Below are 19,101 nucleotides of genomic sequence, written 5' to 3'. Positions count from 1 at the left end.
AAAGCAACCCTCGCCATCCATCGCCGCTGCTTGACGCAATGGCCGCGTGCTCCGAGCCTGCCGGAGCATGATCGCCCTTCGCGGAGCCTTCGACTTGAGTCGTATCCTGACCATCGCCGCAGCCCAGCTCGGCCCCATCCAGCGCGAGGAAAGCCGCGCCTCCGCCGTCGCCCGCATGGTTGCGTTGATGCGGGAGGCGAAGGGCCATGGCGCCGATCTGGTCGTCTATCCGGAAGCCGCGCTGACCGCTTTCTTTCCGCATTGGTGGATGGAGGGTGAGGCCGAGATCGACGGCTATTTCGAAAGCGCGATGCCCTCGAACGAGACCGCGCCGCTGTTCGAGGAAGCACGGCGCCTCGGGATCGGCTTTCATCTGGGCTTCTGCGAGCTCGCCCAGGAGCAAGGCAGGACGCGCCGCTTCAACACCGCGATCCTCGTCGACAAAAGCGGCGCCATCGTCGGCAAGTACCGCAAGATCCATCTGCCGGGCCATCCCGAGCACCGGCCGGATGCGCCCTTCCAGAATCTCGAGAAACGCTATTTCGAGACCGGCAATCTCGGCTGGCCGGTCTGGCGCATGATGGATGCCAATATCGGCATGATGATCTGCAACGATCGCCGCTGGCCGGAGAGCTATCGGGCGATGGGCTTGCAGGATGTCGAACTGATCGTGCTGGGCTACAACACCCCCAAGCACAATCCGCCGGCGCCGGACCATGACCGGCTCGGCAATTTCCACAACCAGCTCGTGATGCAGGCCGGTGCCTATCAGAATGCGACCTGGGTCGTCGGCGTCGCCAAGGCGGGTCTGGAGGCCGGCGTCGATCAGATCGGTGGCTCCTGCATCATCGCCCCCACGGGCGAGGTGGTCGCCCAGGCCGTGACGGAAGGCGACGAACTCGTCGTTGCCCGCTGCGACATGGACCTCGGCAAAAGCTACAAGAATTCGACCTTCAACTTTGCCAGGCACCGCGAGCCGCAGGCCTACGGCCTCATTGTCGAGCGCAAGGGCGCGGTCGCACCGGCGTGACGCCGTTCAGCTTCAAAAACCCAAAGGGCGGGAAATCACCAATGACCCACGATCTGATCCTCAAAGGCGCGCGCGTCATCGACCCGTCGCAGAAGCATGACGGCGTGCTCGACGTCGCCTTCACCGACGGCAAGGTCTCCGGCTTCGGCAAGGACCTGAAGGGCGCGAGGGAGGTCCGCGATGTCTCCGGCTACATCGTCACGCCGGGCCTGATCGACCTGCATACCCATGTCTATTGGGGCGGCACGTCGCTTGGCATCGACGCCGACGAATTCTGCCGCATGTCGGGCGTCACCACCTCGGTCGACACCGGCTCGGCCGGGCCGGGCAACTGGGCGGGCTTCCGCAAGCATGTCATCGAGCCGAGCCAGGCGCGGATTCTCGCCTATCTCCATGTCTCGCATGCCGGCATCTACGGCTTCGACCACCGCGTCATGGTTGGCGAGAGCGGCGACATGCGCATGATGAACCCGATCGACTGCGCCGAGGTCGCCGACAAGAACCGCGACTATATCGTCGGTATCAAGGTGCGCGTCGGCCTCCACGCCTCGGGCGACCAGGGCACCAAGCCGCTCAACATCGCGCTTCAGGTCTCCGACGAGGTCGGAATGCCGCTGATGTGCCATATCGACCATCCGCCTCCGTCCTATGAAGAGGTTCTCGCGATGCTGCGGCCGGGCGACGTGCTGACCCACGCCTTCCGTCCGTTCCCGAACGCCCCCTGCACGGCGCAGGGTACGGTGAAGCCGGAAGTGGTGGCTGCCCGCAAGCGTGGCGTCATCTTCGACATCGGCCACGGCAAGGGCTCGTTCTCCTTCAAGACGACGCGCGCCATGCTGGCCAACGGCTTCGAGCCGGACGTGATCTCCTCTGACGTCCACAAGCTCTGCATCGAGGGCCCGGCCTACGACCAGGTCACCACCATGTCGAAGTTCCTGTGCATGGGCATGAGCCTCGGCAATGTCGTCGCGGCCTCGACGGTGAACGCTGCGATGGCGCTGAAGCGGCCCGAATACGGATCGCTCAAGGTCGGCTCGCTCGGCGATGCGACGATCCTCACCGTCAAGGAAGGCAAGTTCGACTATGTCGACGTGGTCGGTGAGCACCTGACCGGGGACAGGAAGATCGTCTCCGAAGGCGTCGTGCTCAAGGGCAAGTGGTGGCACCCGAAGCGGACGAACAAGTTCCCGAAGGTGGCGGCGTAATTGGGCGCAGACCGTCCCGTCATTCTCGGGCGAGGCGAAGCTTCGGCCCGAGAATCTCGGGAAGAGCAGGCGCGTGAGCCTCTATCTGCAGAGGATGCCCGGGTCGAGCCCGAGCATGACGCGGGAAACAAATGGCGCCCGATGATCGCCGCGGACCTGCCGGCCGTCATGGCAGCCGCTGCCGCCGTGCATCCGGCCTATCCGGAGGATCAGGCGGTCTTTGCCGAGCGGCTGCGCCTCGCTCCAAGCGGCTGCCATGTGTTGGCCGGGGAGCGCGGCTTGCTGTGCGGCTATCTGATCAGCCACCCTTGGCCGGCTGGCGCTGTTCCTGCTCTGAACAGCCTGCTCGGCGTCCCGCCGGAGGGCGAGACGAATTGGTATCTGCACGATCTCGCTCTGCTGCCGGCGGCACGCGGGACCGGCGCGGCGAGCGCGATCGTCTCGAAGCTCGTCGAACAGGTTGCGCGGACGGGCTATCGCAGCGTCGCACTCGTCGCGGTCAACGGTTCGGCCGGCTTCTGGCGGCGGCATGGCTTCGCCGAGGTGGCCGAGGCGGCCCTGGCCGAGAAACTCGCGACCTATGACGCCGCGGCCTGCTATATGCGCCGCGAACGGATGTGAATGAGTGGCGGCGGTTGGTGCCGCCCGATTGGCAGGGAGAACGCCATGAGCGCCGAGGACAGGCTGAAGGAAATGGGGCTGACGCTGCCGGAGGTGCCCACGCCGGTCGCGACCTATGTCAGCTTCAAGCAGGTGGGCGACATGCTGTATCTCTCGGGACAGGGTCCGAAGCGCGCCGACGGCACCTATCCGACCGGCAAGGTCGGCAAGGATGTCTCCGTCGAGGAGGCCTACGAGCACGCCAGGCAGACCGGCCTCGGCCTGCTGGCGGCGATGAAGAAGGCTGTCGGCTCGCTCGACAAGGTCGAGATCGTCAAGCTGCTCGGCATGGTCAATGGCGCGCCCGATTTCGCCGACCAGCCCAAGGTCATCAACGGGTGCTCGGACCTCTTCGTCGCGGTGCTGGGCGAGCGCGGCCGCCATGCCCGCTCGGCCGTGGGAATGGGCTCGCTGCCGAACAACATGACGGTGGAGATCGAAGTCATCGTGAAGGTGCACCCATGAGCGTCACCGCCACCACCTCTCCGGCGCTCGATCAGAAGTCAGCGACGCCGCTCGCCGCCGAGATCGCCCGGATCTACGGCACGCCTGCCGTCGTCATCGATCTCGACAAGGTCGAGGCCAATATCGCCCGGCTCCAGGCAACCTGCGACGCGGCCGGCCTCGCCAACCGCCCGCATATCAAGACGCACAAATCGCCGGAACTCGCCCGGCTCCAGATCGAGGCCGGCGCGCGCGGCATCACCTGCCAGAAGCTCGGCGAGGCCGAGGTCATGGCCGATGGCGGCATCGACGACATCATGATCAGCTACAACATCCTCGGCGAGGAGAAGCTCGGCCGCCTCGGTGCGCTCCAGCGTCGCGTCCGGATGATCGTCGCCGCCGACAACCCCGTCACGATCTCCGGCCTGCCGCGCGCCGCCGAGATCGCCGGGCGCGACCTCGAGGTCGTGGTCGAATGCGACACCGGCCGCAAGCGTGCCGGCGTCGAGACGCCGAACGAGGCGGTGGAACTCGCCAGGATGATCGCAGCCTCGCCAGGGCTGACCTTCGCGGGGTTCCTGATGTACCCGCCGGAGGATGGCTGGGAGCGGACGCAGATCTTCCTCGACACCGCCAAGGCGGGCCTGCGCGATGCGGGGCTGGAGGCTGGCATCGTCTCGACCGGGGGCTCGCCCAACCTGCCGCATATCGGCAAGCTCAAGGGTTCGACCGAGCACCGTTCGGGCACCTCGATCTTCAACGACCGCATGCAGATGGCCGCCGGCGTCGCGAGCCTCGAGGATTGCGCGTTGACGGTCTACGCCACCGTGGTCAGCCGCGCCGGCGCGGATCGCGGAATCCTCGATTCCGGCTCCAAGACCCTGACCACCGACAAGGGCAATCTCGATGGCCATGGGCTGATCCTGGAGTATCCGTCCGCCCGCATCGCCCAGTTCGCCGAGGAGCACGGCTTTCTCGACCTCTCCGCCTCGAACGAGCGCCCGGTGGTCGGCGAGATCGTGCGCGTGGTGCCGAACCATGTCTGCGTCGTCGTCAACATGGTCGACCGTCTGGTCACGGTGCGGGGCGACCGGCTGATCGGCGAATTGCCGGTCGCGGCGCGAGGCAAGCTGACGTAATTCAAAGTCGCGATGGCCGGGCTTGACCCCGGCCATCTCAGGACCAGGGAGCCAGAGATGCTCGGGTCGAGCCCGAGCATGACGCTGTCACTCCGGATGGCGCGCGTTCCAAGCCGCCGCATATTCCGTACAGAGCCGATCCAGCTCCTTCCGGTCCGTGACGCCCGCTGGCCGGGCGCGCGAGGGCGAGGCCTGCTGGAACGGCACCGAGCGCTGGTGCGCCACGCGCCAGAGCCGACGCAACTCTTTCAGCGGGTCGGCATGGTCGTCGATGCGGATGTCAAGGCTGGGCGCCGGTTCGCCGTTCCATATCCGGATCGCGGCCGACTGCCGGCCCCGCTTGTCGCCGCCGGCCTTCTCGCCCGCTTCGAGCGCCACGAGAAGCCGCTCGTCGAAGTCGAGGCCCGAGGCCGCGACATAGGCCTTCAGCGTCTCCTGCACCACTTCGGGACCGGCGAGCATGTTGCCGGCCACGGAGACCTGCGGCCCATCCACCGCGCCGCACCAGTCGATGCAGGCGGAGCCGGTGTGAGCTGCGATCTTGCCGTCGCGGTCGATGACGTGAAGCTGGCGGTGCGCGCGGCCCTCGTCGGCCGCCGTCAGCGTCGCCACGATCTCCAGCGCCGAGCGACCTTCCTGCAAGAGCCTGAGGCCATCGATCCCGTAGAGCGGATTGACGAAGGCCTGCGTCGCGATCGCGCCGATCCGCCCGCCGCCGAAGGGCACCCGCGCGCCCACCGCGAAGGCGCAGGTCGAGACGGCGACTCCGAAGGCGCTGGTGGCGGCGTCACGCGCGACGATGGACCATGTCATTCGGATGGCTCCCTGCTGATCTCGATCGGTGCGAACCTCCTCCGTCATCCCGGACAAGCGGCCATAGGCCACGCCGATCCGGGATCCATGCCGGAGTATCCGGAAGAGGTTCAGGCATGGATCCCGGGTCTTCGCTTTGCTCCGCCCGGGATGACGTCGGGGCTTGGGCGATATCCTGGAAGGCTTACCGCCCTGCTGCGTAAGCCTGCATCAGACGCGGCGTCGCCGCGGCGCGCAAGAGGCCGTCATCGCCGCGCTCGGCAGCCGTCAGACGGCCAACCGTCCAGGCCGGTGCCTTCTCGACGTGGTGGCCACGCCGCTCCAGCTCCGCAAGGGCTGCCGCGCCAATGCTTTCCTCGACCATGAGATGGCCCGGCCGCGACGTGCGGGGGTAGAAGGAGGAGGGGAAATGCTGCGTGTGGAACAGCGGCAGGTCGATCGCCTCCTGCAGGTTCAGCCCGTGATGGACGCGGCGCAGGAAGAGCCCGAGCTGCCACTGCTCCTGCTGGTCTCCGCCCGGCGTGCCGAAGGCCAGCCGCGGCTTGCCGTTCTCGAAGGCGAGGGTCGGCGTGAGCGTGGTGCGCGGCCGCTTGCCCGGTGCGAGCGAGGAGGGGAGCCCCTCTTCCAGCCAGAACATCTGGGCGCGGGAGTTGAGCGGGAAGCCGAGCTCGGGAATGACCGGCGAGGATTGCAGCCAGCCCCCCGAGGGCGTCGCCGCGATCATGTTGCCCCATTTGTCGATGACGTCGATATGGACCGTGTCGCCCTTGCGCCCGGCCGCAACCATCGAGGCCATCGTCGGCTCCCCGACCGAGGCGTTGCCCTGTGTCGGCTGGGCGATGGCACCGAGCGCCTTCAGCGCCTGAGCGACCTGCGCCTCGTAGCCGGGAAGGGCTCCAGGCCGCAGTTCCAATGAGGCCTGCTCGCCGATCAGGCTGCGGCGCCCTGCGGCGTAGTCGTCCGAGAGCAGCGCCGCCAGCGGCACGTCGACGAAATCCGGGTCGCCATAATAGGCCTCGCGATCGGCGAAGGCGAGCTTCATCGCCTCGGTGACGTGGTGGACGAATTCGGGGCTGGCCGGCCCCATGCTCGCAAGATCGATGCCCTCGAGGATCTTCAGCGTCTGCAGGAAGACGGGACCCTGGCCCCAGGGACCGATCTTGTGGACCTCCCAGTCATGATAGCGCACCGAGGCCGGCGTCTCATAGGTTGGCTGCCAGCGCGCCATGTCGTCGGCGGTGAGCAGGCCCTTGTGGCGCCGACCCGACGAATCCATCACCTCCTGCGTGCGGCAGAAGCGGTCCATCGCCTCGGCGACGAAGCCCTTGTACCAGGCGTCGTAGGCGGCCTGGATCTGCTCCTGCCTGTCGGAGCCGGCGGCTTCCGCCTCGTCGAGGATGCGGCGATAGGTGGCGGCGGCCGCCTTGTTGGCGAAGAGCTGGCGCGCCTCCGGCACGTTGCCGCCGGGCAGGTAGACGGCGCCGGAGGTCGGCCATTCGCCGGTGAAGAGGTCGGTGAGTTCGCGGATCGAATCCGAGACGCGCGGCAGCATCGGGTGGCCGTTCTCGAAATAGCCGATCGCCGGCTCCAGCACCTCGCGCAGCGTCAGGCGCCCATGGTCGCGCAGCAGCGTCATCCAGCCGCCGAAGGCGCCCGGAACGACAGTCGCCAGCAGGCCGGAGCCTGGAATGAGGTCGAGGCCGAGGTCCTTATACGCCTGGATCGTCGCGGCCTGCGGGGCGGGGCCCTGCGCGCACAGCACCTCAACCTTTTCTGTTTCGGCTGAATAGAACACGGCCGGCATGTCCCCGGCAGGGCCGACCAGATGCGGCTCCACGACCTGCAGGACGAAGGCGGCTGCCGCGCAGGCGTCGAAGGCGTTCCCGCCCTTTTCCAGCATCGCCATGCCGGAGGCCGTGGCGAGCCAGTGCGTGGAGGTCACGACGCCGAAGGTGCCGAGAATCTCGGGGCGGGTGGTGAACATGGGCGTATCCCTGGATGCCTAGTTTTCTTTTGGATCGAGCGCGTCGCGCAGGCCGTCGCCGAGCAGGTTGAAGCCGAGGACGCAAAGGAAGATGCAGACGCCCGGCGCCACCGACATCCACGGCGCCTGCTCCATGAAGTTCTTGGCGACGTTCAGCATCTGGCCCCATGAGGGCGCCGGCGGCTGCTGGCCGAGGCCGAGGAACGAGAGAGCGGCTTCCAGAATGATCGCCTGCGCCATGAACAATGTCGACTGCACCACGATGGGGGACAGGGTGTTGGGCAGCACATGGCGGAACATCAGCCTGAGATCGCCCGCGCCGACCGCCCGCGCGCCCTCGACGAAATCCTCGGCCTTCACGCTCATCACCTGCCCGCGCACGAGGCGGATGAAGATCGGCACGGCTGAAAGCCCGATCGCGATCATCGCATTGGTCAGCGAGGGGCCGAGCACGGCGGCGAAGGCGATGGCAAGGATCAGGAAGGGGCAGGCCAGCATCGCCTCGGTGAAGCGCGAGATCACGATGTCGATCCAGCCGCCGTACCACCCGGCGAGCAGGCCGAAGGGAATGCCGATGGCGAGCGCGATCAGCACGGAGACGATGCCGGCGAGCAGCGACGCCCGCGCGCCGAAGAACAGCCGCGTGACCTGATCGCGCCCGAGTTCGTCGGTGCCGAACCAGTAGAGCTCGGAAGGCGGTTTGCGTATGGCAAGGAAGTTCGACTTGAACGGGTCCGCCAGCGGCAGGATGGGCGCCAGCAGCGCCATCAGCACGAAGATCAGGACGAGGCTGCCGCCGATCAGCGCCGATCTGTTTTTGAGCAGCCGCTTGAGCACGCCGGGGCGGGTGCTGAGACCGCCGGCGGCACCGGCAGACGAGATCGAGTCGGGCGAGGCCATCAGCCGGTCCTCAGCCGCGGATTGACGACGATGTAGAGGATGTCGGCGATCAGGTTCATCACGATGAAGCCGATCGCGGTGCACAGCACCACGCCCTGCACGACGCCGTAGTCCCGGTTGAACACGGCATCGACGATGAGCTTGCCGAAGCCGGGGATGGTGAAGACCTGCTCGGTCAAGACCGCGCCCGCCAGCAATTCGCCGAAGAGCAGGGTCGTGAGCGTGATGATCGGCACCAGCGCGTTGCGCAGCGCATGGCGGTGGACGACCGTGTCCTCGTCCAGCCCCTTGGCGCGGGCGGTGCGGACATAGTCGGAGCGCAGCACCTCCAGCATCGCCGAGCGGGTATGGCGCATCAGAAAGGCGGCGAGCCCGTTGCCGAGCACGAAGGCCGGCAGGATCAGCCTTTTGATCGCCTCCCAGGGATCGACGAAGATCGATTCATAGCCGGACGCGGGCAGCCATTTGAGATGCACCGAGACGAGCAGGATGAGCATGATCCCGAACCAGAAATTCGGGATGGAAAGCCCGGAAAGGGCCAGCGCGCTCGCCGAATAATCGACCGCTGAGCCCTTGTAGCGCGCCGCAAGAATGCCGACGGGAATGCCGATCGCGACGGCGACCAGGATCGACGCCGTGGCGAGCTGAAGCGTCACCGGCAGCTTCTGCAGGATGAGATGCAGCACCGGCTCGCCGGTGCGCAGCGAGCGGCCGAAATCGCCCTGCAGCACCTGGCCGAGCCAGGCGAAGAACTGCACCACCACCGGATCGTCCATCCGGTAGATCTCGCGCAGCCTTGCGATCACCTCCGGATCGCGTTCCTCGCCCGCGATGACGAGAAAGGGGTCGCCTGGCAGCGCCCTCTGGAGCGCGAACACCATCAGCGACACCAGGAACAGCGTCGGAATCGCGATCAGGATGCGGCGCAGGATGAGGGTGGTCATGAGGCGCTCGCAACCGCACCGTCATCCCGGATGGGGCGAAGCCGAACTCCGGGATCCATCACAGGGCGCACCGCTGTGAGACGGATCCCGGGCCGGCCTCCGGCCGCCCGGGATGACTCTGCGGCTTGCAGCGTCCCGGCGGTCGTCACTTCCGCTTCAGCCCGGCAAGCCGGATCAGCCCGTCCGGGTTGATCACGAAGCCGTCGATGTTGGAGCGCAGGGCAAAGAAGACCGTCTGGTTATAGAGATAGACGATCGGCAGTTCGTCCTGGAGGATCGCCTGCGCGGCGTCGTAGCGCTTCTTGCGCTCGGCCGGGTCGTAGATCGTGCGCGCCTCGTCGAGCAGCTTGTCGACCTGCGGATTGGCGTATTTCCCATCGTTCTGGTTGCCCTTGCTGGTGACGAAGGGGTGGATGTTGCCGTCAGGGTCGGTGCGGCCGGACCAGCCGATGCGGCTCATCTGGAACTTGCCCTGCTGCTGGTCGCGCAATTGGCTGGCGAATTCGGTCGAGCGCAATTGCACGTCGATGCCGGCCTCCTGCGCCATCGCCTGCACCACCTGGCCGACCTGCGTATCGACGGGATTGTTGGTGACGAAGAGCTCGACCGACACCTTGGGCTGACCGGCCTCCTTCAGCAGAGCCTTGGCCTTTACGACATCGCGCTCAGGCACCGGGAAAGCGCTGTCCACAAAGGCGTTGCCGGGGTTGAAGGGTTGGTTCATCGGCGCATAGAGCCCCTCGAACACGACCTGACTCAGCACCTTGCGGTCGATGGAGAGCGAGAACGCCTGCCGGACCCGCTTGTCCTTGCCCATTGGCTGGTTGGCGGCTTCGCCGTTGTTGGTGTTGATGGTGATGCCCTGGTAGCCGAGGTTCGGCATGCTCAGAACCTTGAGCGCCTTGTCGCCCTGCGCCGACTTCACATCGGTCGGCGCCAGCCGCTCCAGCATGTCGAGCTCGCCCGAGCGCAGATTGGCCAGCCGCACCGTGGTGTCGGGGATCGCGCGGTAGATCACCCGGTCGAAGCCGTATTTGTCGGCCTCCCAGTGCTCCTTGAACTTCTCCAGCACGATGCGGTCGTTCTGGACCCGCTCGACGAACTTGTACGGGCCCGAGCAGACCGGCTTGGCGCCGACATCGCCGGAGAGCGTCTTGGGCGAGAGCATCATGCCGGCGCGGTCGGTCAGCTGCGAGATCAGCGTCGCGTCCGGCCGCTTGAGCTTGAGCACGAGCGTGGCGGCATCCGGCGCCTCTACGCTGTCGACCGAGGCGAGTTCCGACTTGCGCAGGGAGTCGGGCAGGGTGCGGGCGCGGTCGAGATTGGCCTTGGCGGCCTCCGCGTTGAAGGGCTCGCCATCGTGGAACCTGGCGTCGCTGCGCAGCTTCATCGTCAGCGTCAGCCCGTCCGGGGAAAAGCTCCATCCGGTGGCGAGTCGCGGCACCGGCTTCAGCTCGGCTGTGATGTCGAGCAGCTTGTCGCACAGCCCCATGAAGACGATGCGGCCGACAAAGGTGCGCGCCTTGTGCGGATCGAGCATGTCGGGGTCTTCCTGCAGACCGATCCGCAGGGTCGAGGGCGTCTGCGCCTTGGCGGCTCCGAAGTGCAGCGTCGCCAGTGCGAGCGCGGCGGCGGAAACCCAAATCCGAGCGAGCTTCATGCTTGTCCTCCGACGATCAATGGAACGAGACGGGCCTTGTTTTCGGCGAGGGTCGCCCTCGCGGCTCCTGAAATCGTTCCTCCCGGAACGAAGTTGCCTCAGTTTCGCACCGAGGTCGACTCGGCTCAGCGTCAAAATTGCGCCGGGAGTGCCCGTCCGTTGGGCAGAAGTTCCCTCGGCCGGTCGCCACGGACATGATGCGGCGGAAGGGTCCGATGCGCCACCCATGGTCGCGCCGGTCTCTTTCGCCCGCTACAACGAGATGCGGCGGGCAAAGACCGCGGAGGGTGAACGATGCTGCTGGGCGTGATCGCCGACGACATGACTGGCGCGACCGATGTCGCGCTGATGCTGAACCGAACCGGCATGCGGACCGTCCAGGTCATCGGCGTGCCCCCGGCGGGCTGGGCGCTGCCGGAGGCGGACGCGGTCGTTGTCGCCCTGAAATCGCGCACCACCCCCGTCGCGGAAGCCGTTGCGGATTCGCTGGCCGCCTGTGACGCTCTGCTGGCGGCCGGGGCCAGCCAGATCCTGTTCAAATACTGCTCGACCTTCGATTCGACGGCGCAGGGCAATATCGGTCCCGTCGCCGATGCACTGATGCAGCGTCTGGGAACCGATTTCGCCATCGTCTGCCCGGCCTTCCCTGCCAATGGCCGCTCGATCTATCAGGGCTACCTCTTTGTCGGCTCGGTGCCCCTGCACGAGAGCTCGATGAAGGACCATCCGCTGACGCCGATGCGCGATTCCAATCTCATGCGGCTGATGGGTGCCCAGGCGAAGGGCGTCGTCGGCCTCGTCGATTATGCGACGGTGCTCGCCGGCCCGGGCGCGGTGAAGGCCGGCTTCGCGGCCTTGCAGGCCAAGGGCATGCGCTATGCCGTCACCGATGCGCTGACCAATGAGGATTTGATGACGCTCGGCCACGCCGTGTCCGAGCACGTCCTGCTGACTGGTGGCTCCGGCATCGCCATGGGCTTGCCGCAGAATTTCCGGCGCGCCGGGCTGCTGCCGGAGCGAGCCGCGCCCGAGCGATTGAAGCCGCCCCACGGCCGGGCAGGCATCCTCTCGGGAAGCTGTTCGGCGGCCACCCGCGAGCAGATCAGAGCGGCGCTCGCCGCCGGTTATCCGGCACGGAAGATCGATCCGATGGAGCTGGCCCGCGGCGAGCTGAACGCAGTCGCCCTCGCCGACTGGGCCTTGTCGCAGCCGGCGGACGCGCCTTTCCTGCTCTATTCGAGCGACGACCCGGCGGAGGTCTCGGCCGTTCAGGAGAAGCTTGGCCGCGAGAAGGCGGGCGCCGTCGTCGAGGAGGCTTTCGCCGAAATCGCGCGCAGGCTCGTCGATGCCGGCGTGACGCGCCTGCTCGTTGCCGGCGGCGAGACCTCCGGGGCCGTCGTGCTCGGCCTTGGCATCAGGACACTCGAGATCGGCCCCGAGATCGACCCTGGCGTGCCCTGGACCCGCGTCATCGATGGGCCCGAACTGGTCGTTGCGCTCAAATCCGGCAATTTCGGAGCCCCGGACTTCTTCGTGAAGGCGTGGGACCTGCTGCGCTGAGGTTAGGCGAGGGGGGGCACGTCCATCTCCAGCGTCTCGCCATCGGCTGGGATCAACAGGCGCCGGCTGTCGATCCCATGCTCCTTGGCCGCCTTGCGCAGCTCGGCGCGGCTGACGGTGCAGTGGTCGAGCGCTTCCAGATGCGTCGCGATTACCCTGGCCTGCGGAAACTCACTGGCCAGCTCGATCGTCTGCGCCGCATCCATGATGATCAGCGCGCCGTCCCACATGGCTCCGCCGGAATGGCTGACGATCACGTCGGGGCGTGTCGCAGCGATCGCGTCCCGCAGCGGCGGATAGAGCACGCTGTCTCCGCACCAATAGAGCGTCGGCTCGCCGGGCGCCTCGAAGCTCAATCCCATCACCGGGCCCATGGTCGCGACGACTGCACCGGTGCCATGTTGTGCTGGATGGCGCTTCAGCACGATAGGTCCCAATCGCAGATAACAATCGACCGGCGTCACGTCCCTGAAGCCGGCCTCGGCCAGCACCTGTTCCTGACCAGGCTGGCAGATGACCGGCAGGTCCTTCGGGAGAACCTGCTTGGCCGTTTCATCGAAATGGTCGGCATGCAGATGCGAAATGATGACGAGATCGACCTCCGCGGTGATCGCCTCGATCGGCTCCGGCAGCGGCACCATCGGGTTCTGCGCGCGTCCGGTGAAGGAGCGCCGGCTCGCCGGGGCACCGAGATCGGGATCGATCAGGATGGTACGGCCGGCGTAATCCAGCCTGAGCGTCGCGTTGCGGATCAGTTTGAGCTTCATGGGCGGCTGTCTCCGGGGTGAATGCTCATTCTTCCCGCCGGTATCGCCCCTGGCCAGTTCCGATTTGTGAAGCCCTCCGCACGCTGGCGTGACGCGACGGGCCGGTCCCGCCGCCGCTATCAGGCGAAATAGGCGAGCTTGCGATCGGCCGGCATCGCATCGATTTCCGCGAGGCCGATTTCCGACTGGCGCGGCGATACGGGGGGCCCAGCCGGGACGCCGGCCGCTGGCTCGACCAGGACGAGATCGTCGTCAAGGAATTCGATGGTAGCCATGCGCTCCTCGGGTGCGGAGCCTTCCGTCGTTTCTTCCGGCTCTGCCGCAGTCCTGAGAGGGGCGACTGCCACCACGGGGAGCGGCGCGATCTCCGGCATCCCGACGGATGGCGCCTTGCGCACCGTAAGATCGTCGAGATCGAAAAAGGTCGAGCTGGACGTATAGGATACCTCGCCGAAGGCCCGCAGGCTGGTGTCGAGCATGGCGATGGTGTCGGCGATCTTGTCCACGCGCTGCGAGAGGCCGTCGATGATGGCGATCGCACCGGCGATCTCAGTGGTGCGGTGGTCCAGCGTGTCGCAAAGCAGCTCCTCGGCGCCGGCCTCCCGCAGGGTCCACGCGACCTCCTGGATGCTCTCGGTTGCCATCGTGACGGTGCCGGCCGCTTGCTCGATCTGGGCGGCGAGCCCGGACGCGCGATCTTCGCTGCGCCCGCTGATCCGCTCCAGGTCGGAGCGCAGGTCATGGATCAGGGCCGCCGCATCGAGCAGATTGTCTTCCCGCGACGTCTCCTGGACGCCGAGACCGACCACGCGTTCGATCCGGCCGATCGCGGTGAGCAATTGCTGCGTATCGGCCTGGCGGTTTCGCTTGGCATATTCGGCCATGAACCAGCGCCCACGCGCCGTTTCCATGACGGCGGCCTCGATGGCCTCGTAATCCGCCTGACTGAGGGGAGTCAGGGAGCGAGCATCGCTCATTACCGTCTTGCCTTCGCAGGGCCCGAATCACGGGCCGGTTTCCGTTCGACGGGGCCAGCCTGATGCGTGACTGATTAAGGAATTGCTGCGTTGCCGCGCGGCACGGAGTCTTCGGACGCGTTCGGATATGGCCGAAGCGCAACGGTAGGGTAGGAACGGCGGGCGCGGGCGGCCCGCCGCTTGCCAACCGCGATGCCCACGGCAATACAGGACATAAGGGGTGGATTTCGACGCAGGGACGGTGCCGCGGCGAAGCCGACGGTATGGGTGAGGGATATCAAAAGCCTATGCCGAGCGTTGACGCGGCAGAACCGCAGGCGATCCTCCGTGACGACCACGGGACGCTGGCTGTGGCGCTGGCGGGCTCCTGGAGTGCCGACCGCGCGCCGCGCCTCGAGAAGCTCGTAGCCGAGATCGTCGGGCGCATCCCTGATTCGGGGCGTGCGCGGCTGGATCTTTCGGATGTCTCCCGGCTCGACACGCTCGGCGCCTATATTCTCAACCGTCTGAAGTCGCGCCAGGAGCGCGAAGGGCGCGCGGTCGAGATCGTCAGCCGCCGACGCGAGCACGAGATCCTGCTGTCGGAGGTGCATGTCCATGACGAGGACGAGCCGAGTCGGCACGACCATGTGAGCATGATCGGCCTGCTCGCCAATATCGGCGAAGCGGTGGTGCGCTTCGGGCGCGATATGGTCGGCGGCGCGATGTTCCTCGGCGAAGTCATCGTCGGATCGGCGGCCGTGGTTCTGGGCCCGCGCAAGTTCCGTGGCCCCTCGCTGGTCAATCAGATCGAGCTGATCGCCTTCAACGGCGCGCCGATCATCATGCTGATCTCCTTCCTCGTCGGCTGCATCGTCTCCCAGCAGGGCATTTTCCAGCTCCAGCAGTTCGGCGCGACGGCCTTCGTCGTCAATCTCACCGGTATCCTCGTGCTGCGCGAGCTCTCGGTGCTGCTGACCTCGATCATGATCGCTGGCCGCTCCGGCTCGGCCTTCACCGCCGAGATCGGCTCGATGAAGATGCGCGAGGAGATCGACGCGCTCCGGGTGATGGGGCTGGACCCGATCGAGGTGCTGGTGGTGCCGCGCATCCTGGCGCTGATCATCTCCCTGCCGATCCTCACATTCATCTCCTCGATGGCCGGTCTGACCGGCGCGGGGCTCGTCGCCTGGCTCTATGGCGGCATCGGACTCGACACCTTCCTGGCCCGGCTCCAGTCGGTCATCACCTGGAAGCACTTCGCTGTCGGCCTGATCAAGGCGCCTTTCATGGCATTCGTCATCGGGCTGATCGCCTCGATCGAGGGGCTTGCGGTGAAGGGCTCCGCCGAATCGCTTGGCCGCCAGGTCACGGCCTCGGTGGTCAAGGCGATCTTCATGGTCATCGTCGTCGACGGCCTTTTCGCCATCTTCTTTGCGTCGATCGAGTTTTGACGATGGAGGAAATCGACGACCTCACGACCCGCGGCCACGAGGGCCGGGCACAGGAGCCGGAGGCGGTGATCCGCGTGCGCGATCTCAAGGTGGCCTTCGGCGACAAGGTCATCATGGACGGGCTCGATCTCGACGTGATGCGCGGCGAAATCCTCGGCTTCGTCGGCGGTTCGGGGCAGGGCAAGTCGGTGCTGACCCGCACCATCCTCGGCCTTGTGCGCCAGCAGCGCGGCACCATCGAGGTCTTCGGCGAGAATGTCGACAAGCTCTCGGGTCCGCAGCGGCGCGTGCTCGAGCGTCGCTTCGGAGTGATGTTCCAGCAAGGCGCGCTGTTCTCGGCGCTGACCGTCAAGCAGAACATCCAGGTGCCGATGCGGGAATATCTCAAGCTCTCGCCGGACCTGCTCGATGCGTTGGCGATGGTGAAGCTCGACCTCGTCGGCCTGCCGCCGGACGCGGCCGACAAGGTGCCCTCCGAATTGTCGGGCGGCATGATCAAGCGCGCCGCGCTGGCACGCGCGCTGGCGCTCGATCCCGAGATCGTTTTCCTCGACGAGCCGACCTCCGGCCTCGATCCGATCGGCGCGGCCGAGTTCGACGCCCTCATCATGACCTTGAAGCAGACGCTCGGCCTGACGGTGTTCATGGTAACCCACGATCTCGACAGCCTTTATGATGCCTGCGACCGAATCGCCGCGCTTGCGGACAAGAAGGTCATTGCGGTCGGACCGCTGGACACGATGCTGAAGTCCGACCATCCCTGGCTGAAGGCCTATTTCGGTGGTGAGCGAGCGACGGCCCGGAAACCGTCCGGGAAACGGGAGCAGAACGGCTAGCCCATGGAATCGCGCGCGAATTACGCTCTCGTCGGCCTCTTCACCCTCGCGGTTCTCGCGGCGGCCTTCGGCTTCGTCTACTGGTTCAATGCCGGCGGATCGGGCCGCAAGGAGAATGTCCGCGTCATCTTCACCGGCTCGGTGACGGGCCTCGGCCGCGGCTCCAGCGTGCTCTTCAACGGATTGCGCGTCGGCGAGGTGTCGACCATCGAGCTCCAGCCCGACGACCCGCGCCGCATCTACGCCGTGATCTCTGTCAATGCGACGACACCGGTGCGCGTCGATACCCGCGCGCGCATCGAGGCGCAGGGCCTTGCCGGCGTGGTGGCACTCCAGCTCATCGGTGGCGATCCCGAAGCGCCGCCCCTGAAGGCGAAACCCGGCGAGCCGATGGCGACCATCATCGCCGAACGCTCGGAGCTGCAGGACATCCTCGAGACCGTCCGCAATGTCGCGCAGAAGGCGGATGGCATGCTCGGCTCGCTGGATGGGCTGATCAAGCAGAACGCCGGGCCGATCAACAACACCGTCCGGAACGTCGAGAAATTCTCCGAGGCGCTTGGCAAGAACTCGGACGGGCTCGACAAGCTGATGGCGAGCTTCGGTAATGTCGCCGAGACGATCCAGCCGCTGTCGCAGAAGCTTCAGACGCTCAGCGAGGAGCTGACCGAGGTGGTGAAGTCGGTCGATCGCCGGAAGATCACCGACATCGTCGACAACGTCGACAAGTTCACCGCCGCGCTCGGCAATTCCAGCGCCGATACGCAGCGCGCCGTCAACAATGTCGCCTCCATCACGGACAAGATCAACCGCGCCGCCGATCAGGTCGAGGGCGTGCTGAAGAGCGTCCAGTCCTTCCTGAATACCGCCTCCGGACCGGACGGACGCAGCGCGCTGAACGAAATCTCCGACGCGGCGAAGTCGATCCGCGTGCTCGCCGACAACCTCGACAAGCGCACCGCGGAGATCTCGGTTGGGATCAATCGCTTCACCGGCGTCGGTTTGCGCAACGTCGATTCCACGGTTTCGGACGCCAAGCGGGTGCTGACGGAGATCAATCGCACGCTGCGCAGCCTGGAGCGCAACCCGCAACAGCTCATCTTCGGCGGCAAGCCGCCGCTGCCCCAATACAACGGAGCCCGCTAGCATGATCGACAAGGCCCCGAAGAAGCCTTCGCGCGCAGGCGGTGCCGCAATGTCCGGGCTTGTGCTGGCGGCGTCGCTGCTGCTCGCGGGCTGCGGCGGCGGGGCCGCGCCGACGACCTTCGATCTGACGGCTCCGAGCGGCTTCGGCCGGCTCAGCGGTTCGGGTGCGACGCTCGTTGTCGCCCGGCCGACGACGGTCCAGGCCTTCGATTCCGATCGCGTCATCGTCAAGGATTCGAGCGGCGCGCTCTCCTTCGTCGGCGGCGCCCAATGGGCCGACACCGTGCCGGCGCTGGTGCAGACCCGCCTGATCCAGACCTTCGAGAATGCGGGACGCATCGCCTCGGTCTCATCGCCCGACCAGCGCGTGACGCCGACCGCGCAGCTTCTGACCGACATTCGCAGCTTCAACATCGATGCGGCGTCCGGCGCTGCGGTGGTCGAGATCACTGCCAAGATCGTCGGCGATGCCAGCGGCAAGATCCAGCGCGCCAAGCTGTTTACCGCCCGCGTGCCGGCCGGCGCGATCGACGGTGTGGGGGCGACCCAGGCGCTGAACGCCGCGCTCTCGCAGGTGCTGATCGAGATCGTGCGCTGGGCGCGCTGAGCGTCCCGTTCGAACATAGCCGCGCGAAGGCGAAAGCCGCCTGCGCCGCCGCTGCGGATTTCTGGTCTGCGGCGAATCGGCTATGAGCGATTCAAGGCTTGTCTCGAGCCGCCCCCCTCCACCGGGGAAGTCCGACCGGACAGAGCTGTGATCATCCGACCGACTGTTCGGGCGCATGCATGAGGAGGGATTGCGCTGCCGGCCCGCGATAGGAGGTCTCGCATGACGCTGTCCGCATCGATTCATCATCTCAAACGCAAGGCCAGGGCGCTGCACCGCAAGGAGCAGATTCCCTTGCATCAGGCGCTCGACCGCATTGCCGCTGCGGAGGGCTATCGGAACTGGAGCCTGCTCGTCGCGCGAAATCCCGCCGACATGGCCGGCGCATTGCTTGGGTCCCTCAGCCCTGGTGAGATGGTGCTGCTCGCAGGCCGGCCGGGACAAGGCAAGACGGTCGCGGGCATCCTGCTCGCCATCGAAGCAAGCCGATCCGGTCGCCGCAGCTTCTTTTTCTCGCTGGAATACACGCTGGCCGATTTCGAGAGCCGGTTGAAGCTGCTCGGCATCGCTCCGCCGGCGAATGCGCTTCTGCATTTCGACGGCTCCGATCTGATCGCGGCGGATCATATCGAAGGCGCACTGGGCTTCGCGCCTTCCGGCTCTGTGGCTATCGTCGACTATCTGCAGTTGCTCGATCAGAGGCGCGAAAAGCCGGTCCTTGACCAGCAGTTGCGCAGCCTCAGGACGTTCGCGCGGGCCAAGGGGGTGGTTCTGGTCTTCCTCTCCCAGATCGACCGCCGCTACGATCCCGCGACCAAGCCGTTTCCGGATCTCGGCGATCTGCGCCTGCCGAATCCCGTCGAGACCGGCCTGTTCGACAAGGCCTTCTTCGTGCAGGGGGGCGAGATCCGGATGCCGGCCGCCGCCTGAGTGCGTGAAGGCCCCAGGCGCCTCAAGAAGGATGCCGGGCTCCAAAATGCAAAAGGCCGCCCTTCG

At 66.5% G+C, this 19,101-nt stretch carries 18 protein-coding genes; 11 read left to right on the top strand and 7 right to left on the bottom strand.

Annotation, left to right across the window (positions count from 1 at the left end; translation table 11 throughout):
• Positions 1-94: 94 nt before the first annotated feature.
• The 5 genes from BW981_RS03170 to BW981_RS03150 all read left to right on the top strand — a co-directional run bounded on the left by BW981_RS03170 (position 95) and on the right by BW981_RS03150 (position 4,478).
• The gene (locus tag BW981_RS03170; RefSeq protein WP_076436785.1) at positions 95-1,030 is read left to right on the top strand and encodes an N-carbamoyl-D-amino-acid hydrolase; all 936 of its coding nucleotides are present in this window, start codon (positions 95-97) and stop codon (positions 1,028-1,030) included.
• A gap of 41 nt (positions 1,031-1,071) precedes the next feature.
• Positions 1,072-2,235, top strand: a complete 1,164-nt coding sequence (locus BW981_RS03165; RefSeq protein WP_076436108.1) for an amidohydrolase/deacetylase family metallohydrolase — start codon at positions 1,072-1,074, stop codon at positions 2,233-2,235.
• A 141-nt stretch (positions 2,236-2,376) separates the two neighbouring features.
• Positions 2,377-2,856: a GNAT family N-acetyltransferase gene (locus tag BW981_RS03160; RefSeq protein ID WP_076436106.1), complete on the top strand. Its 480-nt coding sequence runs from the start codon at positions 2,377-2,379 to the stop codon at positions 2,854-2,856.
• Between the two features lie 45 nt (positions 2,857-2,901).
• Positions 2,902-3,360: a RidA family protein gene (locus tag BW981_RS03155; protein WP_076436104.1), complete on the top strand. Its 459-nt coding sequence runs from the start codon at positions 2,902-2,904 to the stop codon at positions 3,358-3,360.
• Entirely contained in the window at positions 3,357-4,478 is a 1,122-nt protein-coding gene (locus BW981_RS03150) for an alanine racemase (protein WP_076436101.1), read from the top strand. The genes BW981_RS03155 and BW981_RS03150 overlap by 4 nt, the downstream gene beginning before the upstream one ends.
• 87 nt (positions 4,479-4,565) lie before the next feature.
• Here BW981_RS03150 and BW981_RS03145 read toward each other — a convergent pair whose 3' ends face one another.
• From BW981_RS03145 to BW981_RS03125, 5 genes are all read right to left on the bottom strand, one after another.
• The gene (locus BW981_RS03145) at positions 4,566-5,291 is read right to left on the bottom strand and encodes a DUF1028 domain-containing protein (protein WP_076436098.1); all 726 of its coding nucleotides are present in this window, start codon (positions 5,289-5,291) and stop codon (positions 4,566-4,568) included.
• Between the two features lie 184 nt (positions 5,292-5,475).
• A complete protein-coding gene (locus BW981_RS03140; protein ID WP_076436096.1) occupies positions 5,476-7,275 on the bottom strand; it encodes a gamma-glutamyltransferase family protein in 1,800 nt (599 codons plus the stop codon).
• 18 nt (positions 7,276-7,293) lie between these two features.
• Complete coding sequence (locus tag BW981_RS03135; RefSeq protein ID WP_083712109.1) at positions 7,294-8,175, bottom strand: ABC transporter permease; 882 nt, start codon at positions 8,173-8,175, stop codon at positions 7,294-7,296.
• On the bottom strand, positions 8,175-9,119 hold the full coding sequence (locus BW981_RS03130; RefSeq protein ID WP_076436094.1) for an ABC transporter permease: 945 nt from the start codon (positions 9,117-9,119) through the stop codon (positions 8,175-8,177). The genes BW981_RS03135 and BW981_RS03130 overlap by 1 nt, the downstream gene beginning before the upstream one ends.
• Positions 9,120-9,264: 145 nt before the next feature.
• Complete coding sequence (locus tag BW981_RS03125) at positions 9,265-10,779, bottom strand: ABC transporter substrate-binding protein (protein WP_076436092.1); 1,515 nt, start codon at positions 10,777-10,779, stop codon at positions 9,265-9,267.
• A gap of 294 nt (positions 10,780-11,073) precedes the next feature.
• On the opposite strand from BW981_RS03125, the gene otnK reads away from it, so the two are divergent.
• Positions 11,074-12,339 (top strand): 3-oxo-tetronate kinase, encoded by a 1,266-nt coding sequence (gene otnK, locus BW981_RS03120; protein ID WP_076436091.1) that lies wholly within the window; start codon positions 11,074-11,076, stop codon positions 12,337-12,339.
• A 2-nt stretch (positions 12,340-12,341) separates the two neighbouring features.
• Here otnK and BW981_RS03115 read toward each other — a convergent pair whose 3' ends face one another.
• Both BW981_RS03115 and BW981_RS03110 read right to left on the bottom strand, forming a co-directional pair.
• Positions 12,342-13,106 carry an MBL fold metallo-hydrolase gene (locus BW981_RS03115; RefSeq protein WP_076436089.1) on the bottom strand — a complete coding sequence of 255 codons (765 nt, stop codon included), beginning with the start codon at positions 13,104-13,106 and terminating at the stop codon, positions 12,342-12,344.
• Between the two features lie 119 nt (positions 13,107-13,225).
• Positions 13,226-14,083, bottom strand: coding sequence for a hypothetical protein (locus BW981_RS03110; protein WP_076436087.1), 858 nt, complete (start codon positions 14,081-14,083; stop codon positions 13,226-13,228).
• A gap of 287 nt (positions 14,084-14,370) precedes the next feature.
• Between BW981_RS03110 and BW981_RS03105 the strand changes: the two genes are divergently transcribed.
• From BW981_RS03105 to BW981_RS03085, 5 genes are all read left to right on the top strand, one after another.
• A complete protein-coding gene (locus tag BW981_RS03105; RefSeq protein WP_083712108.1) occupies positions 14,371-15,516 on the top strand; it encodes an ABC transporter permease in 1,146 nt (381 codons plus the stop codon).
• 2 nt (positions 15,517-15,518) lie between these two features.
• Complete coding sequence (locus BW981_RS03100; protein WP_175624029.1) at positions 15,519-16,352, top strand: ABC transporter ATP-binding protein; 834 nt, start codon at positions 15,519-15,521, stop codon at positions 16,350-16,352.
• Positions 16,353-16,355: 3 nt separating this feature from the next.
• The gene (locus BW981_RS03095) at positions 16,356-17,498 is read left to right on the top strand and encodes an MlaD family protein (protein WP_076436083.1); all 1,143 of its coding nucleotides are present in this window, start codon (positions 16,356-16,358) and stop codon (positions 17,496-17,498) included.
• A 1-nt stretch (position 17,499) separates the two neighbouring features.
• Positions 17,500-18,105, top strand: a complete 606-nt coding sequence (locus BW981_RS03090; protein WP_076436081.1) for an ABC-type transport auxiliary lipoprotein family protein — start codon at positions 17,500-17,502, stop codon at positions 18,103-18,105.
• A 222-nt stretch (positions 18,106-18,327) separates the two neighbouring features.
• Complete coding sequence (locus tag BW981_RS03085) at positions 18,328-19,035, top strand: DNA helicase (RefSeq protein WP_076436079.1); 708 nt, start codon at positions 18,328-18,330, stop codon at positions 19,033-19,035.
• The last annotated feature ends 66 nt before the right edge of the window (positions 19,036-19,101 follow it).

Origin of the sequence: Allobosea sp. TND4EK4, assembly GCF_900156025.1 — a bacterium.
Lineage (GTDB): Bacteria > Pseudomonadota > Alphaproteobacteria > Rhizobiales > Beijerinckiaceae > Allobosea.
The sequence above is the reverse complement of the archived record's forward strand: the minus strand, read 5'-3'. Positions and strand labels throughout refer to the sequence as shown.

Coding starts and splice junctions, on each gene's coding strand:
- BW981_RS03165 (WP_076436108.1), top strand. CDS start 1,072: ATGACCCACGATCTGATCCTCAAAGGCGCGCGCGTCATCGACCCGTCG.
- BW981_RS03160 (WP_076436106.1), top strand. CDS start 2,377: ATGATCGCCGCGGACCTGCCGGCCGTCATGGCAGCCGCTGCCGCCGTG.
- BW981_RS03155 (WP_076436104.1), top strand. CDS start 2,902: ATGAGCGCCGAGGACAGGCTGAAGGAAATGGGGCTGACGCTGCCGGAG.
- BW981_RS03150 (WP_076436101.1), top strand. CDS start 3,357: ATGAGCGTCACCGCCACCACCTCTCCGGCGCTCGATCAGAAGTCAGCG.
- BW981_RS03145 (WP_076436098.1), bottom strand. CDS start 5,291: ATGACATGGTCCATCGTCGCGCGTGACGCCGCCACCAGCGCCTTCGGA.
- BW981_RS03140 (WP_076436096.1), bottom strand. CDS start 7,275: ATGTTCACCACCCGCCCCGAGATTCTCGGCACCTTCGGCGTCGTGACC.
- BW981_RS03135 (WP_083712109.1), bottom strand. CDS start 8,175: ATGGCCTCGCCCGACTCGATCTCGTCTGCCGGTGCCGCCGGCGGTCTC.
- BW981_RS03130 (WP_076436094.1), bottom strand. CDS start 9,119: ATGACCACCCTCATCCTGCGCCGCATCCTGATCGCGATTCCGACGCTG.
- BW981_RS03125 (WP_076436092.1), bottom strand. CDS start 10,779: ATGAAGCTCGCTCGGATTTGGGTTTCCGCCGCCGCGCTCGCACTGGCG.
- otnK (WP_076436091.1), top strand. CDS start 11,074: ATGCTGCTGGGCGTGATCGCCGACGACATGACTGGCGCGACCGATGTC.
- BW981_RS03115 (WP_076436089.1), bottom strand. CDS start 13,106: ATGAAGCTCAAACTGATCCGCAACGCGACGCTCAGGCTGGATTACGCC.
- BW981_RS03110 (WP_076436087.1), bottom strand. CDS start 14,083: ATGAGCGATGCTCGCTCCCTGACTCCCCTCAGTCAGGCGGATTACGAG.
- BW981_RS03105 (WP_083712108.1), top strand. CDS start 14,371: ATGCCGAGCGTTGACGCGGCAGAACCGCAGGCGATCCTCCGTGACGAC.
- BW981_RS03100 (WP_175624029.1), top strand. CDS start 15,519: ATGGAGGAAATCGACGACCTCACGACCCGCGGCCACGAGGGCCGGGCA.
- BW981_RS03095 (WP_076436083.1), top strand. CDS start 16,356: ATGGAATCGCGCGCGAATTACGCTCTCGTCGGCCTCTTCACCCTCGCG.
- BW981_RS03090 (WP_076436081.1), top strand. CDS start 17,500: ATGATCGACAAGGCCCCGAAGAAGCCTTCGCGCGCAGGCGGTGCCGCA.
- BW981_RS03085 (WP_076436079.1), top strand. CDS start 18,328: ATGACGCTGTCCGCATCGATTCATCATCTCAAACGCAAGGCCAGGGCG.